Here is a 19,606-nt window from a genome sequence, read left to right as displayed (position 1 = left end):
GGGCAAACGCAAATCGGTGCGCCTTACGGCGTGTCGCCTTATGCCACAAGGGTTTACAGCGAAATCGTGGTGAGCGGCATCGCGGAATCGATGGAGAAATCCGGAGCGCTTGGTGTCACGCCCGCCTCCACAAGGTTCGCGCCGAGCACCGCGACCATCGCGCCATTGTCGGTGCACAGCTTGATCTCCGGGATACGGACGTCCACGCCGTTGCTCTTGCCGTACTCCACCAGCTTGGCACGCAGCTGCGAGTTGGCGGAGAATCCGCCTCCGACGATCAGCGTATCCGATTCGTACTGCCTGCACCCGCGCATGGTCTTCTTCGCCAGAACGGTCGCCACGGAGTCGGCCAGCGAGGCGCATACATCATCGACGGGGATCTCATGACCCAGGGCCTGCTGGCTCTCCACCCAACGGGCCACGGCCGTCTTCACGCCGGAGAAACTGAAATCGTAAGGATGCTTGGTGCCGGCCTGCCCCTGCGTCAGCCCCTGGGGCACCTTGATGGCCTTGGGATTGCCGTTCTGCGCATGACGGTCGATATGGGGGCCGCCCGGGTATGGGAATCCCAGCAGTCGGGCCACCTTGTCGAAGCACTCGCCGGCCGCATCGTCCAGCGTGGTGCCGACGACGTCGATGTTGCGGGCGATGTCGGTCACGTGCAGCAGCGAGGCGTGCCCGCCGGAGACGATCAGCGCCATGGTGTTCTCGCTGACCGCGCCGAATTGCAGCTGCGTCACCGCGATATGCCCGATGACATGGTTGATGCCGTACAGTGGCTTGCCGCTCGCCCAGGCCAGCGCCTTGGCACCGGAAACGCCGACGGCAAGGCAGCCTGCCAGTCCCGGGCCCGCGGACACCGCGATCGCATCCACATCGGACAGACTCATGTCCGCATCATGCAGCGCCTTGCTGACGCACGGCACGAACGCCTCGGCGTGGGCGCGCGACGCGATCTCCGGAATCACTCCCCCATACCGCGCATGTTCCTGCATGGAGGAAGCCACCACATTGGACAGCAGCGTACGCCCGCGCACGACGGCCGCCGCCGTTTCGTCGCAGGTGGATTCGATGCCCAACACAACAGGTTCGCTCATTGCCGTTCTCCTTCTTCCTGTGCGGTTTCTTCTCGTGTGGCGTTCGCGGATTGGAATCCCACGATGTGGGGCCGCGCTATGTCAAGGCTCATGGTGTACGCGTCAATGCCTTCGGGCTGGTAGTACCGTTTGCGCAATCCGAGACGCTGAAAACCGAAACGTTCGTAGAGCGCCAGCGCCGGAACGTTGTCCACTCGCACCTCAAGCAGCATGCGCGCGGCCCCCTGCGCCTTGGCCTCGGCTATCATCCGGCCGAGCAGCGCCGCGGCGATCCCCTGCCGCTGATACGCCTTGCCGACACCGATCGTCATGATCTCCGCATCGTCGCCGTCATACCAGAAGCCCGCATAACCACGGATATGGGAGGCATCGTCCACATCGGCGAAGTACGTTCGTGCGGGAGCATCCAGTTCCTGCCGTACGGACGCCTCGCTCCAAGCTCCCCTGCCGAACAGTTCCGCCTCCAGCGCACTGATCGCTTCGATCACCTGTTCCCGGTCAAGGTCGCGGATATCGACGATCATCGTGCGGCCTTTGCGCCGCCATGACCGAGCACATGCTTCAACGGGCTCGGAATCTCGGCGTCGGGCCGGCGCAGGTACAGCGGCTCGACGGCAGCGTCCACATGGTTGCCATCACGAGCCGCACAGGTAAAGACATCGAGTCCATGCGCACCCTGGTCGAGTACGGATCCATCCACGATGTCGCCCAACGAACGGATCGATGCCAGGGTATCCGCATATTTGGCGGCCCCATGCCCGACGACATCGACAACCGCCTTCTTGGAGGACGCCTGCTCAAAGGCCGCCACGGCCTCATTGACACGTGAGGCGATATTGGCGGGATAGTCGATATCCATGGCGATCAGCGGCTCGGCCCCACGCATAGCGCCGTCATGGGCGGTGCAAGGCCCGCATAATTCGAAGTACAGCTGTTTGCGCCGCGCATCGTTCACGGCAAGCGTGAGCACCTGCATATCGTCGACGGGTGCGGCATGGCGCTCGGCATTCCACCATGCCTGCGGTTCGAGAATGTTCTGTCCGACCAGCCTGGCACCGGTGGCGAACGCGATGGCCTTGGCGGCCACGATGCCGGCCCTCAGGCCGGTGAAGGGGGCCGGCCCCACGCCGGCGACGATGACGTCGATGTCGCTTGGCTTGAGCCCAGCCGTTTCCATGGCCTTGGCGATGTTCACCTGCAGCTTCTCGACATGGGTGCGGGAATCCGATTCCACGATGGGGTCGTGCCCCGCTACACCGACGGTGGAACCATATGATGTGTCGATCACCAGCACTGTTTCGTTCGCGCCCATATCCTGTCACTTTCCTGCAAGGGTTGCTGCTCGTTGCGCCCAATCACTGCCGACGGGCACCAAGGTGACGATTCTAGTACCTTCGCTGGTCGGCTCATCGGTGTTTTGCACAAGTCGCGCAGGGCGATCGATGTGGATCTCAAGACGTTCCGGGGCAAGGGCGGCGGCCATCTGCTCCCCCCATTCCATGAGGATGACGGTGTTCTCGCCGGGGTCTTCAAGCTCCTCGTCGAGTCCGAGTGATTCGAGCTCGTCAAGAAGCCTGTCGATGCCGTCCTGCCCCGGCGCATAGTCGGCTCCGCCAAGCCTGTAGGCATCCACATGGATCATGTGGGCGTGGCCGCCGCTCGGGAACGTGCCGTCAAGCTCGCGCGCGATGGTGAACGTCGGGGAGACGATCGGTTCGGCGACGCCAAGCCCGGCACCGAATCCCTGGGCAAGCGTGGTCTTGCCGGCGCCGAGCGGACCTGATAGCAGCAGCACATCGCCGCCTCGCACGATATGCGCAAGCCGTTCGCCGATGGCGCGCATGGCCTCGCCGGTCGGCGCTTCAAGCACGATCGCGCCGCACTGTTCTTCCGTTTCGCCGTTCATGGTCATTGCCGTTCCCTTCCTTTCGCCGCTATGCATTCGATGCTTCGCTCAAGCGCATAGACGGGGTCTCCGCCATTGGTCTTGCTTTGTTCGTCCGCCCAGGCGAGCGTCTGGATGCATGCGGATAATCCGGCGGACGTCCAGCCGCCAAGCCGCACCTTCTTGAGCATCCAGGACGGCATGCCCGCTTCGGCCGTGGAGATGGTACCTGATTTCACGGCCGCCGCCTTTGCCACGCCGCGTAGTTTCGATGCAAGCGCCCCGATGAGCGCGATGGGCGAGGTTCCCTGTTCGATGGCGGAACGCATCATGATGATGGCATCCGCCGTTCGCCCCGCAAGTGCGGCGTCGGCGAGGGCGAATCCGGTGACCTGCGCGTTTGCCGTGAGGTATTGGTTGACGCGGTTGAGCCCCATGGGATTGTCATCGAAGTCGAAACACAGCTGGTTGCACATGGCGGCGAGCTCCCCGGTGCGCTCGCCGAGCACGTCGACGAGCTGTTGGGCGGCCATGGGGTCGATTCGCCGGTTGCGTCGCTCGAATTGGGTAAGGACGAAGTTGAGCTTGGCTTCGGGCTTTTTCAGGTCGGGGATGTCCTTTTTGTCCGCGCCGGCTTTGGTGAGTTGGTCGAGGAGTCGCTTGCCTTTGTTGCCACCTTCGTGCTGGCAGATGACGATGCTGGAGTTATCGGGGTCCTTGCCTGCCTGCTTGCAGTAGGAGAGCATGGCGTTGCCGAGCTTGTCATCGGCATTTTGCAGGTTGGCGATGCGAACGACCGAAATATCGGATAGCAGCGAGGGACTGACCGCTTCGTTGAAGGAGTATTGGTCGGCCGTCGTCGCGTCGAGTTCGATGAGGTCGGCGTCCGGCCTTGCGGTGAGTGCTTGGTGGCATAGGTCGCGTACGGTTTGCTCGTTGAGGTAGGCGTCGCCGCCGTATACGATGCGCATGGGTTTTCCTGCTTGTTTTGCCATGGCTTCAATCTCCACATATCACTGGACAATCGACGCTCATCGGCTGCGCGTGCGCATCATAGGCTGGATGCTGAGTATCGGATGATGCGGGATGAGATATGGGTGGGGCCCGTCGAGCGTGCACTCGACGGGCCCCACCCCTGTGTCCGCTTTCGCGGGCGATTCAGCCTATGCTGATGGTCCTGAGCTGTTCCGCGTACTCTTCCACAAGCCGGCTGTCGTATTCGGTCCACTCGTGGCTGGCGGAATCGTCGGGGACGAAATCAATGGTGTTCTTACGCATGATGTTACCTTTGATGTTTACCTTCCGTTGCAGTTCCCGTTCATGCTTCTTTGCCGAACCGGAACTACTACTGGTCTACCTCTCCAGCCATGGGATTTCCCCCGCATGTTTCACAGTGTGACCATGGTTGTGGGCATGTGTCGAGACGCTTTCTTACGTTGTCCATTTGTTCGCCGCTATTCGTTGCGTGAGAGGAGAGTCTGTGAATCATATTGCCAGCCGTTTTGCCTGTTTTCTGTGCGGGGTGATGATCAATTCGTTCGCCATCGCCTTCATCACCAAGGGCGATATGGGTACTTCGCAGATCTCCAGCGTGCCGTATGTGCTGAGTCTTCGCTTCCCGTTGAGTTTCGGCATGATGACGTTCATCATGAACATGGTGTTCATTGCGCTTCAGATCGTGCTGCTGCGGCGTGATTTCCACCCGGTGCAGCTGTTGCAGATCGCCGTCAACGCGTTGTTCAGCGCGATGATCGATGTGAGCATGTCGTTGCTGTCGTTTCTTGTTCCGAACACGTTGTGGCAGCGACTGCTGTGTATCGCGATCGGATGCTGCATCATGGGATTCGGCATTGTGATCGAGGTCTCCCCCAATGTGCTGATGGTCCCCGGCGAGGGGATCGTGCGCGCGTTGTCGATCGTCGCCCACGCCAAGTACGGCACCACGAAGATCGTGTTCGACGTATCGCTGATCGCCGTCGCCGTGGCGCTGTCGTTCGTGTTCTTCGGCTCGTTGCGCGGCGTTGGCCTGGGCACCGTCATTTCGGCGCTGTGCGTCGGCTCCATCATCAATGTCATCAACAGGACCTTCACGTTCCCGGAGCGTATCCGTTCGCTCGCGCTGGTCACCGAACGTAATCGCTGACGCGTCGTGCGCTCATGGTGCAAACAGTTTCGGCGATAGCCTGCGGAACAGGAGTCCCGCGATGATCGCGGAAAGAACGTCCGAAATCGGTTCCGCCAGGAATACGCCGCTTGCTCCCAGACCGGCGATATGCGGCAGGATCAGCGCCAACGGCACCAGAAGGATGATCTTGCGCAGAATGGCAAGAAACAGTGACGGCTTGGCCTGCCCCATACCGACGAAGGCGCATTGCGTGGCGCTTTGCACGCCGAACACGCCCATGCCGCAGCTGAACAGCGGGAGCATGCGGACCACCACGTCCGTGATGTCCTGATCCGATGTGAACAGTCCGGCGAATGTAACGGGGAACATCGCGTAGGTCAGTACCATGATGCTGTTCACGATGACCAGCGTGAACAGCATCCCGCGGTATGCCCGTTTCACACGGTCGAACCTGCGGGCCCCATAGTTGTAGCCGATGATCGGCTGGACCCCCTGGTTCGCGCCGTTCGAGAACACCCATACGAGCTGCATCAGGCTGGTGATGATGGTCATCGCGCCCACGTATGCGTCTCCCCCGTACCGTTGCAGACTCGAATTGAACACGACCTGGATCACGCATTCCGTCAGCTGCATGATGAACGGCGAGACGCCGAGCATCAGCACCGAACCGAGCAGCCTGTCAAAGCGGATGTCGCGCACATGCAGTCGGATGATGCTTCGCTTCGAGCACAGGAAGCCGATCACCCATACCGCCGACACGGCCTGTGCCACCACGTTGGCCAGCGCGGCACCGTATACGCCCATATCGAAGGTGAAGATGAACAGCGGGTCAAGCGCCACGGACAGCAACGCGCCGAGCAGCGTCGATACCATGGCGACGCGCGCCTTGCCTTGCGCGGTGATGAAGGTGTTCAGCCCGAGCGCCAGTTGCACGAAAACGGTTCCCGAAAGGTAGACGGACAGGAACTTTATGGCGTAGGGAATGGTGTCGCGGCTTGCGCCGAAGGCGAACAGAATGGGCTCCTTGAACAGTTGCAGCAATGCGGGCAGCACAAGGGATATGGCGATCAGCGCGGCGACACTGGTGCCGAGAATGCGTTCCGCCTTGCGGATGTTGCCGCGGCCAAGTTCGATGGACGCCAATGGCGCGCCACCGTTGCCGACGAGCGCGGCGAACGACGAGACGGCGAGCAGAATCGGGAAGCAGACGCCCACCCCTGTCATGGCAAGGTCGCCGACTTCCGGAATCCTTGCCAGGAACAGCCTGTCGATGATGGTGTAGAGCGCATTGCACGCCTGCGCCACGACGGCCGGGAAGGCGAGCGATACGGCTAACCTGCCTACCGGCGCGGTTCCCAGCGTGTTCCCCTGCACCCCCGGCTTCTCCCCCGTCGTCTCATTCATATGCTTTTCTCTCCCGTCTGCCACATGGACCGGGGCACCATTATCCTCCTTTCCGGGAATACCCGGGACATGCCATGGGCCGGGATGCGCCGTCACGCCGGATTCACGCGGCACCGCCGAGGGCCTGGCCGAGGAACCATTCGTCGTGGCTGACGATCAGCATCGCACCGGGATAGTCGGCCAGGCATCGGGCCAACGCTCGTTTGGAGTCCAAATCGAGATGGTTCGTCGGCTCGTCCATGACGATGAGTCGCGGCTTGTCCATGATTCCCAAGCACAGCATGAGCTTACGCAATTCGCCCGGCGACGGCCTGTCTGAGGCCAGGAGCCTGTCCGGGTCGGCGTTGAGCCGAGCGAACAATCCGAGCACCGTGGACCTGTTCCCGTCATCCAGCCGGGCGAACCTGTCCATAACGCCTCGGCGCGTAGTCTCACCGATCTGCTGTGCGATGAACAGACACGGAGGTTCCCCGTCCAAGGCGGCGAGCAGCGAGCCGACTACAGTGGTCTTGCCCGAACCATTGGGACCGGTAAGGGCGATATGATCGCGCGGACCGATGCTCAGCGAGGGGATGTCGATGCCATCCGCCCATCGTCCGTCCCCATCCGTTCCGGCGCACCGCCGCGTCACCATCCACCGGTTTCCCTCGACGCGCAGCACCGATGCCGCGGGATTCCTCCCATGGGTCTCATCGTCCACCCTGGTCGTGCCGAAGGCAAGGAAACCTGCCGGGAGACGCACCAGCTCCTTCCTGCCGCTCGGGCATATATCGATCCAGATGTCTCCGTCGTACCGTTTCGATGCGGTCGACAACGAATCGAGCGTTTGGCGCGCCCGATCGACCCGTCTGGATATCAGTCGGTATGCCGCGGCCGAGGCCTTGTCGGACTGCTTCTCGACCCATTTGTGGTGATCGAGTGCGCTGTGGTCCCGGGGGTCTATGCTCCGGCCGCTATGTTTACGCGCCTCGGCGCTGCGCATCGCCTGCCCACGTTGGACGCGTGCCGCCCGGAGTCGCGCCAGCTCGTGTCTTGCGGACCTGAGCGAATCCTCGTCGCGAAGGTCTCGGGCATCCATCTGCTCCGCCGCCCTCGTGTAGCCGCCGCTATAGGTCTCCGCCACGGTGATGTTGCGGCCCTTGACGTGTCTGCGCTCGAACATGATGCAGCGCTCGCATGTAGCGTCGATCAGCGGAACATCGTGGGAGACGACCATGCCGATGCCGTGATATTGGTGCATGGCTTCGGCGATTGCGGATCGCGTCGCCACATCGACGTGATTGGTCGGTTCGTCCAGTACAAGCACGTCGGGGCGCAGGGCAAGGGCGCATGCGATTTGGAGGCGTTTGGCCTCCCCACCGGACAACGTTCCATAGCGGTATGCCCAGTCGTCGCCGATGCGCAAGGCGTTGCGTACGCGCGTTGTCTCAGGAGACCAGTCTGCCGCGAAATCATAGAGATTGTCCGGTTCCAGGTCGGTTTCCTGACGGCAGTAGGCGCAGATGAGATTCCGCGGCGACGGCGTGACGACACCACGTGTCGGGGCCAATGCCCCTGTCGCGATGCTCATCAGCGTCGTTTTGCCGATGCCGTTGTCGCCGAGCACGGCGGTCCATCCCCGCGGGAAGGATGCGGACACGTTCTCGAACAGTGGGTCCGGCTCGGATGGGTAGATATAGGAGATATTGGTAAGCGTAAGCGTTATTGGCTGGGCCATGTAGGGGTCCCGTTCCTTATACGGGCGCACTGCTGGTGCATTGACGTATGAAAGCGTGGACGAATATGGAACCGTGTAAATTGCATACGGACAACCTGCGGCAGTGCGCTTCGACGCGCACGGTCCTGCCGAAGATATTCGCCACCCGCTAGATACGCAATGTCCCGTGTTCTCCTCTTGACGGCCCCTTTGGCATGTGGAGGGACCCGATTCCGCTTACTCGTGCCAAAATATATGGCGGAAGGGATTCCGGTGCAAACCGGGCGTGTCGGCGAGAAGCGCCATTGAAACCGGAACCATGTGCCTCACATGCTCCGGGGAGTCCATCTTGCCGGGCGCATGCCTCGGTGACATGGGTAGGAGCGGAATCTGGCAGCTGCTGGATGGTCGCGGCATCCCGTAAAATATGAAGATGATGCGGTCGGCCACCGGCAGGGGCATCGCGAAACCGGTTAGGGGGCATCATTGAACGAACAGGAACGAATGGATGAAACAGGCAGAAAAGCACTCCTTACGGCGAGCGTCCTGCTTGCAGCGGTGCTGCTCGTGGCCTGCGGTTACGCATGGCTTTCCTCCAGTCCCGCCGATACTTCCAGGACAAGGATCACCATTCACGGCACCGGGACATTCAGCCGGGCGCAGATACGCGATGCCGAGGATGTGGCGTTGAAGCATCTGCGCGACTTCCACGGCTGTCGGATCGATTCGCTCGACTATGACGACACGCAGTCCAAATCGATATTGGCGCTCGAACAGGAGACGACCCGTACGGGCGGCAGCTCGTCCATCGCCTCGGCCATCAGCCGGTACGGCATGGCCAACGTCATCATGCTGACCAGCGACTACACCTGCGCCCACGGGGGCGCATCGCCGGAATCCGCCAAGGGGTGGGGACTCTGGTATGCGTGGAGTCCCGAATCCGAAGACGCCAGCAAAGGATGGGTCTATATCGACGAGGGCTACTGACCGATAGCTTCGTCTCCGTGCCGTCACCCACCGATCAGTCGAGTATGATGCCGGCCTCGCGCATCTGCTTGCGGGCGGCGATGCCAAGCTCCTCACTGACCGGTTCGGTCAGTCGTTCGATGACATGGACCTCATAACCAAGTTTTCTCGCATCAAGCGCCGTCTCCTTGACGCAATGCGATTCGGCCAGACCGACCACGTCGACCCGGGTGACGCCCGACGCTTTCAACGCGTCGGCGAGACTCATGCTCTCATGCGCATCGGCCAGAGCCTGCTCGCGCGTCGGAATCCGATCGGTGTTGTCCTCATACCCTTCAAAACCGGAATACGACGGCGAATACTGCCCTTTCTTGAAATGATGTTCGATCTGCAGGGCGGCGATTGCCGGATGCAGGTCTGCGTTCGGCGTGCCAGCCTTGCCATGCACCGGCCAGGTGTCCACGAAATCGGGATTACCGGACCAATGCGTTCCGGGATCGATATGCCAGTCCTGTGTGGTGGCGATATATGCGTAGTCGCCGCGATGTCCGGTCACGTATTGTGCGATGCGTTCCGCTACGGCGTTGCCTCCCGCCACGCCGAGCTCACCGCCTTCACAGAAGGTGGGCTGCACGTCCACCACGATAAGCGCCTTGGTCATGGGTCTCCTCCTGACTCGATTGCCGATATGCCCCATGGTAGGTTCCTTGGCTCGCCGGCATCATGCATATCCCATCCTGCAGGACCATGTCGTCCATAGCACTGTCCATCATGAGCTCCACGAGTCCCCACCGAACAGACACAAGGTGTCGGAGATCCAGATTTCCAAGCCGTTCTTGGGATTGCGTCCGAAACGACCGACCGCATATCCGTCATCTGTCCTGCGTCGCTTCGCCCATCGCGTCACGTAGATGACGGCAAGTGCGACTGCGATCTCAAGAAGCACCACCAGCAGCGCACCCACGGCACCGCTTTCCCATGGCAGCACCGAATACTCTGCGTCCCCCAGGGATTGCGCGACGACCTCCATCACCCTGGTTCCGCCTGAAGCGAGCCAGGCGAACACGAATGCCGCATCGACACTGATCCATGCACACGCCAGGGCCGCCAAGCCAAGCAGCGTCGCATACGACACCACCGGAGCCACCAGAAGATTCGCAAGGCATGAGAGCAATGGCAGCTGCGGTTCCATGAGCACCTGGATCGGCAACGTGGTCGATTGCGCCGCGACGGTCATGGCAAGTGCGGCCGCGACTGGTTTCGGCATGATCTTGGCCAGTGCAACGGTCATGGGACTGGAGAGTATGACGATACCGAGCACCGCGGCGCACGATAGGGCGAATCCGTAGCTCGTCGCCAGGGATGGGCATACCAGCAGCGCCCCGATGACCGTACAGCATAAGGCGCTCAGTGCCTGAGTACGCCGTCCCACGGCCAAGGACAAGGCACCAAGCCATCCCATGCACAGCGCACGCAGAACCGAATCCCCTGGTGCCATCAATGAAGCTAACAAGGCATAGCTTATGGCGATGCCGCAGGCGGTGACACCGCGCGGCAGCAGCAGACCCGCACAAAGCCGCCGGACCAGTCCGGCAATCAGCACGAAATGACCGCCGGAAACCGCCATAAGATGCATGATTCCAGCATTGCGGAACGAATCCTCCATACGGGCCGCATAGGTCTCATTCACCAGTCCATCGACCCATTGCCCGTCGGAGGGAACATGGTCCTGGCCCAGCACGCCCATGGTCAATCCTGGCACCAGCACACGTCCCTGATCGGACAGACGCGACACCGCGGCAAAGAAACGCTCCTGCAACCGTGCCCGCACGCGTTCGAACACGGATGGCGGCCGGATGCATTCGACGCTTTGCCCCGATTCCAGCCGCAGCCATAGTGCCGTGGCACCATATTCGGCTTCGCTTAACGAGCCCGTCATGCGGTATGTTGCACCGCGCAGCATCCTGCCGCATGATTGCCTGTCCGCGAACACGCGGATACGTGCTACGGATTGTTTCTCGATATCACGGATCAATATGGCATCCAAATCGACCTCCACCTGGCAGTCGGCGTCCCGCACCGTGGATGTCTTCAGCGGTTCCGCAATCGTGCCCACGGCAACGACGGAGGCCTTGCCCTCCCGTGCCGCGGCCGCCGCAGAATCATGCCATTGCATGGACATCCATGCCCATGACGATGCCATGCCGACGGCAACTGCCGCAATCACCACCATCGCCATGATGCGCGAATCCGGGGCAAGGCAAGATGCCCGCATATGGCGTATGGCCGTGCGACGCCCCACAAGGAAACCGCATACGGCGATGACGGCAATCAACGGCCACAGCATTGCACCCGTAATGCCCTGCACGCCGAACGAGGATAGCGCGGGCTCCCCCTCGATGAGAATCGCGAACAGCCGATTGGCGACCAGCATCGAGCCCCATACCGCCACGGCGACAGGCAGCAGCCTGTAATCCCGGCTCCCCTGCTCCTGCCGCTTATCGCCGGTCATCTCGCTATACCGTGACCTTCGAACGCATCTTCTCCAACGTCTTCGCGCCGATCCCCGATACTTCCAGCAATTGGTCGACGCTGGAGAACCTGCCTATCCGTTTCCGATGGTCGAGTATCTTCTGCGCGGTCACCGGACCTATGCCATTGATCGAATCGAGCTCATCCAAGGTGGCCGTGTTGAGATTGATCAGGCCGCCGCTCGCCTGTATCTGCGGCTGCTCCGCCTGAGCAGATTCGGACGGTCCGGACGCTTCGACGGATTCGTTGTGCTTGTTGGTCGATTGGCTTTGCGCTTCCCCGTCGTTCGCTTGTTCGCCTTGCTGCTGCGGGGAAAGACGACCGGGCGACTGCGTGCCGTTTGACGATTCGGTCTGCTGTGCCTCGTAGGTCTTTACGGATGACTGCCCTGCGGATGCCCGACCGGCTTCGGCGTAGTTCAGGGATTGGCGCACCAATAACGTCAGGCTCGCACAGGTGACCGCCACCAACAGCAGTATCGCGGCCAACGCATGCCCCGGGGTGAATGCAATGCGAGGCGCGGCCTTGCGCGTACGCCGTTCGACGGGAATGTCGGCGTCACACTCCCGCACGCCGGCGAGTTGCCCTACGGACGACGCCTTGCCAGTCGCGCTTCGGGCGGTACTCGATGACGCCGGAGGCGGCGGAGGCGTGCGCGATGCCGCAACGTCCCGACCTTGCCGGCACGGTACCGCGTTATTCCATGGCCGCTCGCCTGCGGACGCATGCTCTGCATCGCGAAGGGCCCGCCGCCGGACCTGCGGTTCCGTAAGCGCGCGAAGCCTGTGTGCCGGATCAACGGCCCCGTCGTGTTCTCGGTGAAGACTCATGGCTCAACAGTGACCCATGCGGCAGGATTAAGTCCAACCGAGCGGAGCATGTGGACGGGACCTGCACCGGCCATCACCCTTTCATCACAATCGGCCGCGGACTCGTACGGAACGAGCGGACGAGAAAAAGCGGGGTGCTTCCGGGCAGATCACCCCGGAAGCACCCCGCATAATGCAGTGCCTCGCGCCACTATCAAGACGCACGGCCGTATCAGTCGATGCCAAGCGCCTTACGCTGCTTCTTCGAATACATGAAGGCGGGCAGCTGGCGGCCCTGCTTGATCCACGAACGGTACTCGGCGGTCGCGGCGAACTCCACATCGCTGGCGGAGTTGACGCAGGTCTCCACGGAATCCTGGATCACGCCGATGATGAAACCGACACCGACCACCTGCATGGCCACGTCGTTGGACAGACCGAACAGCGAGCAGGCCATCGGGATGAGCAGCAGTGAGCCGCCGGCCACGCCGGATGCGCCGCAGGCGCCCAACGCCGCCACCACGGACATCACGATCGCAGCGGGCAGGGAGACCTGGATGCCCATCGTGTTCGCGGCCGCCATGGACATGATGGTGATCGTGATGGCCGCACCGTTCATGTTGATGGTCGCGCCAAGCGGAATGGAGACGGAGTACATGTCCTTGTCCAGCCCAAGCTTCTCGCACAGCTGCATGTTGACGGGAATGTTCGCCGCGGAACTGCGGGTGAAGAACGCGGTCAGGCCGGATTCCTTGTAGCAGCGGTACACCAGCGGATACGGGTTGCGATGCAGGTAGGCGAACATGATGGCCGGGGCGACCACCAGCACCATGAAGAGCATGGTGCCTACCAGAAGCAGCAGCAGGCTGCCGTACTTGGCGAAGGTGGACAGGCCGTTCTCGGAGATGTTGGTGAAGATAAGACCCATGATGCCGAACGGGGCGAGGTTGATGACCCAGCGGATCAGCTGCGAGACGGAATCGGCCACATTTGCCAGGAAGGTCTTGCTGCTTTCCGCGGCGATCCTCTTCATGGCCATGCCGAACAGGCATGCCCACATCAAAATGCCGATGTAATTGCCGTCGATCATGGACTGGATCGGATTGGTGACGATGTCGGTGAGCATGTTCTGAGCCACCTGGCCGAGTCCCTGCGGCACCACATCGGATTTCGCCGCCTTGCCGAGCGCCAGCGTCTGCGGGAAGAGACGGCTGGCAAGCACCGCCACCACAGCGGACATGAAGGTGGAGAACAGGTAGAGCCACAGCACCAGACCGAAACGACGATCCAGCTTGGAACTGCCCTGGGCGAGGGCGCTGGCCACCAGCACGAACACCAGAATCGGGGCGATGGCCTTCAAGGCGCTGACGAACAGGGTGCCGAACTCGCCGATCCATGTGGCGTTCGGCACGACCAGCGCCAGAACCGTGCCGACGATCATGCCGATGATGATGCGCAGTATCAGGGCGATGCCGTTATATCGGGCGGCGATGTCCCTGAACAGTTTCACGACTTTATCCATAAGTCTTACTTCCGTTTCCTTGTTCTCTTTCTTGCTCTGTTCCATTGCGCGCGCCTCTCCATGCGCGCACACGAACCGCAGAACATCGTAGCCGAACCGTGCCATCGATGTCCAAGATGCCCGGAACGCAGACATTCCGCACCATGCCACGCCGAAAAACGCCCGTATACGCCGAAACGGCACCCGCCGTTCAGGCGGATGCCGTTTCGTTCGATTGGAATCGTGATGAATCGCAGACCTTACTCGGCGGGAACGATCGACACGATCTTCGGTGCCTTGACGATCACCTTGCGGGGCTCCTTGCCACCCAGGCGATCGGCGACGGCGTCGAGGGCCATCTTCTGCAGATCATCGGGGGCGATGTCCGGGGAGACCTCGAGCTTGGCGCGGATCTTGCCCTTAATCTGCACGACGGCGGTGACCGTATCCTGGCCGACGTACTGCTGATCGGCGACCGGCCAGGGTGCAGCGGACAGGGACTCGTCATGGCCGAGCCTGCTCCACAGCTCCTCGCACACATGCGGTGCAATCGGGGCCAGCATGAGAATCAGCGGTTCGACCGCGGCGCGCGGAACGCTCTTGAGACCGGTCAGGTGGTTGTTGAGCACGATGAGCTTGGCGATGGCCGTGTTCGGGCGCATGCCCTCCATCTCGACGGTCACGTCGGCGATGGTGTTGTTCAGCAGCTTGAGCGTCTTGATGTCCGGGGTGGCTTCGGTGACCTTCACCTCGCCGGTCTCCTCGTCGATCACGTTACGCCACAGACGCTGCAGGAAGCGCATGCTGCCGACCACGTTGCGGGTGTTCCACGGGCGGGACTCGTCCAGCGGGCCCATGCTCATCTCGTACAGGCGGAAGGTATCGGCACCGTAGTTCTCGTACATGTAGTCCGGGGTGACGATGTTCTTCAGGCTCTTGCCCATCTTGCCGAACTCACGGTTGGCGTGTTCGCCGTTCCAGGTGAAGGTCGGCTCGCCGTTGGCGTCGGCGGGACCCTCCACCACTTCGTCGGCGGGCACGTACTGGCCGCGGTCGTCGGTGTAGGCGTATGCCTGGATCATGCCCTGGTTGAACAGCTTGTGGAACGGTTCGGCGGAATCCACGTAGCCCAGATCGAAGAGGATCTTGTGCCAGAAGCGCGAGTACAGCAGGTGCAGCACGGCATGCTCCACACCGCCGATGTACAGATCCACGCCGCCTTCGTCGCCCGAGTACTTGTTGTGGTTCGGCCCCATCCAGTAGTCGAATTCGTTCTTCTCGACCATATGGGCGGTGTCGTTCGGATCGATATAGCGCATGTAGTACCAGCAGGAACCGGCCCAGTTCGGCATGGTGTTGGTGTCGCGGTAGTAGGTCTTCACGCCGTCGCCCAGGTCAAGCTGGACCTTCACCCAATCCTCGTTGCGGCTCAGCGGCGCTTCCGGGTTGGACTCGGCGTCCATCGGATCGAAGGTGCGTGGCGAATAGTCCGGCACGTCCGGCAGGTTGATCGGCAGCATGGAGTCGGGCAGCAGATGCGGGGTGCCATCCTCGCCGTATACGATCGGGAACGGCTCGCCCCAGTAGCGCTGACGGCTGAACAGCCAGTCGCGCAGACGGTAGCTGACGGTGCCCTTGCCCACGCCGGCGGATTCGAGCCATTCGTTCACCTTGGCGATGGCGTCGTCCACGCGCAGACCGTTGAGGCTCAGCGCGTCGCCCTTGGCCTTGGTGGCGTCCACGGAGGAGTTGATGACGATGCCGTCATGGGAGACGAACGGCGCCTTGCCTTCGTAGTTGGACAGGTCGTCGCCGGATTCGGGCAGCGGCTGCACGGTGTAGATGACGGGCAGACCGAACTTGACGGCGAAATCGTAATCGCGCTGATCGCCGCCAGGCACTGCCATGATGGCGCCGGTGCCGTAGTCCATGAGCACGTAGTCTGCCGTGAACAGCGGAAGCTGGGCGCCGGTGATCGGGTTGGTGGCGTACAGGCCGGTGAACAGACCGGTCTTCTCGCCGGCTTCGTCCACACGGTCCTTGGCCGTCTTGGACTCGGCTTCAAGACGATAGGCCTTCACTGCCTCGATCGGGGTGGCGTATCCGCCCTTCCAATCCTCGGGGGTGTTCTCCGGCCATGCCGCGGGCACATGCTCCAGCAGGTGATGCTCCGGGGAGACCACAGCGAACGTGGTGCCGAACAGCGTATCGGGACGCGTGGTGTAGATTTCCATGTCCTGCGTGCCATCGGCGGTCTCGACGGCGAAATGCACGGATGCGCCATGGCTTTCGCCGATCCAGTTGCGCTGCATGAGCTTGACCTTCTCAGGCCAGTCGATGCCGTCGAGGTCGGTGATCAGGCGGTGGCCATAGGCGGTGATACGCATGGACCACTGGCGCAGCTCACGCTGGAACACCGGGAAGTTGCCACGTTCGGACTTGCCTTCCGCGGTGACCTCCTCGTTGGCGAGCACGGTGCCCAGACCGGGGCACCAGTTCACCGGGGACTTGGAGATGTACGCCAGGCGGAAATCGTTGAGCACATCGGCCTGCTCGGCTTCGCTCAGGTCGGCCCATGTCTGGCCCTCATGGCCCGGAATGGCCTTTTCGCCGGATTCGAACTTGGCGATCAGCTCGCTGATCGGTCGAGCGGAGCCCTTGGAACCGCTCGGGTTGGTGGCGTCCTCGTCATACCAGGAATCGTAGATGCGGGAGAAGATCCACTGGGTCCAGCGCACGTAGCCCGGATCGATGGTGGCGAAGGTACGACGGTTGTCGAAGCTCAGGCCCATGCGGTGCAGCTGGCGGGACATGTTGGCGATGTTCGCCTCGGTGGTCACGCGCGGATGCTGGCCTGTCTGGACCGCGTACTGCTCGGCCGGCAGGCCGAAGGCGTCGTAGCCCATGGCGTGCAGCACGTTCTCGCCCTTCATGCGGTGGTAGCGGCTCACCACATCGGATGCGAGGTAGCCCAGCGGATGGCCGACGTGCAGGCCCTTGCCGGACGGGTAGGGGAACATGTCCATCGCGAAGTACGAGGGGCGGCCCTCGGCGTTGCGGCCCTTGCCGTCCTTCAGGTCGCCGGAGACGTTCGCCGCCCAGAACGTGCCCTCGTCATCCCACTTCTTCTGCCATTTGGTTTCGATGTCCTGCGCCATTGCGGCGTTGTAACGGAACTTCGGTTCAGTCTCACTCATAAGGCAAGAAATTAGCCGCGCAACTGGACAGTTGCACGGCTTTTCTCACATTTCATTCATCTTTCCGCAAGGGTGCCGACGGACGCGGGTGAATCGTTATACCCGCAAGCCCCGCCGCACGGCGATCGTCACACGGCGTAGGCGGCCCAACGGCCGTGCGAATGCTCGACCTCGATGGGCATATTGAACAATTCGGAGAGCCGCTCGTCGGTCAGTCCCTCCTCCAGCGAACCGGTGTAGACGATGGTTCCGGCCGAAGGGTTGCCCATGGCGTCGATGCCGTCCTCGGTGGCGTCCTGCGCGCAGACCGGCTTGCGTCCCATGATGGCGATGTGATCGAATCCCTCGGGGATCTCCTCAAGGCGATGCGTGACCAGGACCACCGCGCGATCGGATGATTCGTTGCCGATACGGCTCAGCGTACGCATTACCTGTTCGCGCCCGCCCAGGTCGAGGCCCGTGGTCGGCTCGTCCATGATCAGCAGTTCCGGGTCGCCCATCAGTGCGCGGGCGATGAGCACGCGGGTGCGTTCGCCTTCCGACAGACGCCACATCTGCTTGCCTTCGAGGTATCCGACGGAGAAGTCGCGCAGCAGCTGGCGGGCGCGCGCGTAATCCTCGTCGGAGTATTCGTCGCGCCATTTGCCGGTCACGGCGCTCAGCCCGGTGACCACCGCATCCAGCGGATCCTCGAACTGGGGGAATTGGCGTCCCAATGCGGCCGACGCCAGACCGATGCGGGTACGCAGCTTGAACACGTCGTATTTGCCGAGCTGATGACCGAGGATGAACACCTTGCCCTCGGAGGGGAACGTGCGGGCGGCGAGCATGCCGACGGAGGTCGACTTGCCGATGCCGTTGGGGCCGAACAGCACCCATCTCTCCCCCGCATGGACGGTCAGGTTCACATCGGTGATGATCACACGACGGTTGCGACGGAATTCCACATTGTCGAGCTGCAGTACGGTCTTGCCCATATATCACCCTCACTTGTACGAGATCCTGCGCGGCATACGAAAAGCCGCGCGATATTCCATGCGTAAGAATATCGCGCGGCTCACCTCAGTGCCAGATGACGTCCATTCGCCACGGTGCTATGTGTGCTCGCCCCGTAGATGTTCCCGGTACGTCATCGAAGCGGGCTCACTTGCGTTCGGCAAGCACGTCCTCGTAGACCTTGACGGTCTGGTCGGCGATGGATTCCCAGCTGAAATGGTCTCGTGCACGCTCGTAGCCGGCCTGACCCATTTTCTTGGCCAGTTCTGGATCGGCCATCACCTTATCGATGGCGGCGGCCATGTCGGCCACGAACTTGTCCGGATTGGTGGGGGTGCCGGTACCGTCGTGCAGCTGGTCGATCGGCACCAGGTAGCCGGTCTCGCCGTCGACCACGACCTCCGGGATGCCTCCCGTCGCGGAGGCGACCACCGGCAGCCCGCAGGCCATGGCCTCAAGGTTCACGATGCCGAGCGGTTCGTAGATCGACGGGCAGATGAACGCGTCGCAGCCATGCTCCAGCGCGTTGAGCTCGCGCTTGGGCAGCATCTCCTCGATCCAGATGATATTGCCGCGTTCCTCGTCGAGCTTGGCGAAGGCGGTCTTCACCTCCTCGGCGATCTCCGGGGTGTCCGGGGCTCCGGCGCACAGCACCACCTGGATGCCCGGATCGATCAGATGCAGCGCCTTCAGCAAGTACGGCAGGCCTTTCTGACGGGTGATGCGACCGACGAACAGCAACGTCGGCTTGCTGCGGTCGATGTGGTAGCGGTCGAAGACCTTCCAGCCTTCATCGTCGTCGCTCGGCGTGGCGAAATCGGACATGGTGATGCCGTTATGCACCACGACGACCTTATTCGGGTCGACGTTCGGGTACGCGGCGAGGATGTCCTCACGCATGCCGCCGGATACGGCGATGATGCGGTCGGCGTGCTCATAGGCGTCCTTTTCGGCCCAGGAGCTCAAATTGTAGCCGCCGCCAAGCTGCTCGCGCTTCCATGGGCGGAACGGTTCGAGCGAATGCGCGGTGATGACCAGCGGGACCTCGTGCAGCTGCTGGGCCAGACGGCCGGCAAGGCAGGCGTACCAGGTGTGCACGTGGACCAGATCGGCGTCCACATCGTTGGCGATCTGCAGATCGACGCCGAAGGTCTTCAGCGCGGCGTTGGCGTCCTTCAGCTCGGCAGGCGTGTCATACCCCACCACATGCAGCGATCCCTTCGGATCGGTGCCTGCGATGGCGGGGACGTCGGCCGCGGTACGCGGGCCGTCGAACGCACGGACCGTCACATCGATACGTTCCGCCAATACCTTGGAGAGCTCTTCGGCGTGCACGCCTGCGCCGCCATAGACATGCGGCGGGTACTCACGGGTGAGAATGTCGACTTTCATGGGGGA

At 62.1% G+C, this 19,606-nt stretch carries 16 protein-coding genes; 2 read left to right on the top strand and 14 right to left on the bottom strand.

The window, feature by feature from the left end; translation table 11 throughout:
- Window positions 1-53: 53 nt before the first annotated feature.
- The 5 genes from tsaD to holA are packed head-to-tail and all read right to left on the bottom strand — an operon-like array spanning window position 54 to window position 3,977.
- The gene (gene tsaD / locus G1C98_RS04325) at window positions 54-1,097 is read right to left on the bottom strand and encodes a tRNA (adenosine(37)-N6)-threonylcarbamoyltransferase complex transferase subunit TsaD (protein ID WP_169079578.1); all 1,044 of its coding nucleotides are present in this window, start codon (window positions 1,095-1,097) and stop codon (window positions 54-56) included.
- Complete coding sequence (rimI, locus tag G1C98_RS04320; RefSeq protein WP_169079576.1) at window positions 1,094-1,621, bottom strand: ribosomal protein S18-alanine N-acetyltransferase; 528 nt, start codon at window positions 1,619-1,621, stop codon at window positions 1,094-1,096. Before rimI ends, tsaD begins: the two co-directional genes overlap by 4 nt.
- Window positions 1,618-2,409, bottom strand: coding sequence for a tRNA (adenosine(37)-N6)-threonylcarbamoyltransferase complex dimerization subunit type 1 TsaB (tsaB, locus tag G1C98_RS04315; RefSeq protein WP_169079574.1), 792 nt, complete (start codon window positions 2,407-2,409; stop codon window positions 1,618-1,620). Before tsaB ends, rimI begins: the two co-directional genes overlap by 4 nt.
- Before the next feature lie 6 nt (window positions 2,410-2,415).
- Window positions 2,416-3,009, bottom strand: coding sequence for a tRNA (adenosine(37)-N6)-threonylcarbamoyltransferase complex ATPase subunit type 1 TsaE (gene tsaE, locus G1C98_RS04310; protein ID WP_417852292.1), 594 nt, complete (start codon window positions 3,007-3,009; stop codon window positions 2,416-2,418).
- The gene (gene holA, locus G1C98_RS04305) at window positions 3,006-3,977 is read right to left on the bottom strand and encodes a DNA polymerase III subunit delta (protein ID WP_169079572.1); all 972 of its coding nucleotides are present in this window, start codon (window positions 3,975-3,977) and stop codon (window positions 3,006-3,008) included. The genes tsaE and holA overlap by 4 nt, the downstream gene beginning before the upstream one ends.
- A gap of 485 nt (window positions 3,978-4,462) precedes the next feature.
- Between holA and G1C98_RS04300 the strand changes: the two genes are divergently transcribed.
- Window positions 4,463-5,125, top strand: a complete 663-nt coding sequence (locus tag G1C98_RS04300; RefSeq protein ID WP_169079570.1) for a YczE/YyaS/YitT family protein — start codon at window positions 4,463-4,465, stop codon at window positions 5,123-5,125.
- 12 nt (window positions 5,126-5,137) lie between these two features.
- On the opposite strand, the gene G1C98_RS04295 is transcribed toward G1C98_RS04300, so the two are convergent.
- Both G1C98_RS04295 and G1C98_RS04290 read right to left on the bottom strand, forming a co-directional pair.
- Window positions 5,138-6,511: an MATE family efflux transporter gene (locus tag G1C98_RS04295; protein ID WP_169079568.1), complete on the bottom strand. Its 1,374-nt coding sequence runs from the start codon at window positions 6,509-6,511 to the stop codon at window positions 5,138-5,140.
- Between the two features lie 103 nt (window positions 6,512-6,614).
- Window positions 6,615-8,228 carry an ATP-binding cassette domain-containing protein gene (locus tag G1C98_RS04290; RefSeq protein ID WP_169079566.1) on the bottom strand — a complete coding sequence of 538 codons (1,614 nt, stop codon included), beginning with the start codon at window positions 8,226-8,228 and terminating at the stop codon, window positions 6,615-6,617.
- 483 nt (window positions 8,229-8,711) lie between these two features.
- Here G1C98_RS04290 and G1C98_RS04285 point away from each other — a divergent pair, with 483 nt between their 5' ends.
- Window positions 8,712-9,194, top strand: a complete 483-nt coding sequence (locus tag G1C98_RS04285; protein ID WP_169079564.1) for a hypothetical protein — start codon at window positions 8,712-8,714, stop codon at window positions 9,192-9,194.
- Window positions 9,195-9,228: 34 nt separating this feature from the next.
- Here G1C98_RS04285 and G1C98_RS04280 read toward each other — a convergent pair whose 3' ends face one another.
- The 7 genes from G1C98_RS04280 to glgA form a co-directional block, all read right to left on the bottom strand.
- Window positions 9,229-9,834, bottom strand: a complete 606-nt coding sequence (locus G1C98_RS04280; RefSeq protein ID WP_169079562.1) for an isochorismatase family protein — start codon at window positions 9,832-9,834, stop codon at window positions 9,229-9,231.
- A 108-nt stretch (window positions 9,835-9,942) separates the two neighbouring features.
- Entirely contained in the window at window positions 9,943-11,685 is a 1,743-nt protein-coding gene (locus G1C98_RS04275) for a ComEC/Rec2 family competence protein (RefSeq protein WP_169079560.1), read from the bottom strand.
- A gap of 4 nt (window positions 11,686-11,689) precedes the next feature.
- Entirely contained in the window at window positions 11,690-12,277 is a 588-nt protein-coding gene (locus G1C98_RS04270; protein ID WP_169079558.1) for a ComEA family DNA-binding protein, read from the bottom strand.
- A 469-nt stretch (window positions 12,278-12,746) separates the two neighbouring features.
- On the bottom strand, window positions 12,747-14,036 hold the full coding sequence (sstT, locus tag G1C98_RS04265) for a serine/threonine transporter SstT (protein ID WP_169080146.1): 1,290 nt from the start codon (window positions 14,034-14,036) through the stop codon (window positions 12,747-12,749).
- A 239-nt stretch (window positions 14,037-14,275) separates the two neighbouring features.
- Window positions 14,276-17,212 carry a leucine--tRNA ligase gene (gene leuS / locus G1C98_RS04260; RefSeq protein ID WP_169079556.1) on the bottom strand — a complete coding sequence of 979 codons (2,937 nt, stop codon included), beginning with the start codon at window positions 17,210-17,212 and terminating at the stop codon, window positions 14,276-14,278.
- 128 nt (window positions 17,213-17,340) lie between these two features.
- A complete protein-coding gene (locus G1C98_RS04255) occupies window positions 17,341-18,189 on the bottom strand; it encodes an ABC transporter ATP-binding protein (RefSeq protein WP_169079554.1) in 849 nt (282 codons plus the stop codon).
- 166 nt (window positions 18,190-18,355) lie between these two features.
- Window positions 18,356-19,600 carry a glycogen synthase gene (gene glgA, locus G1C98_RS04250; RefSeq protein WP_169079552.1) on the bottom strand — a complete coding sequence of 415 codons (1,245 nt, stop codon included), beginning with the start codon at window positions 19,598-19,600 and terminating at the stop codon, window positions 18,356-18,358.
- Between the last annotated feature and the right edge of the window lie 6 nt (window positions 19,601-19,606).

This window comes from Bifidobacterium erythrocebi (assembly GCF_012932675.1).
Lineage (GTDB): Bacteria > Actinomycetota > Actinomycetes > Actinomycetales > Bifidobacteriaceae > Bifidobacterium > Bifidobacterium erythrocebi.
This window is presented reverse-complemented; position numbering and strand designations above follow the sequence as displayed.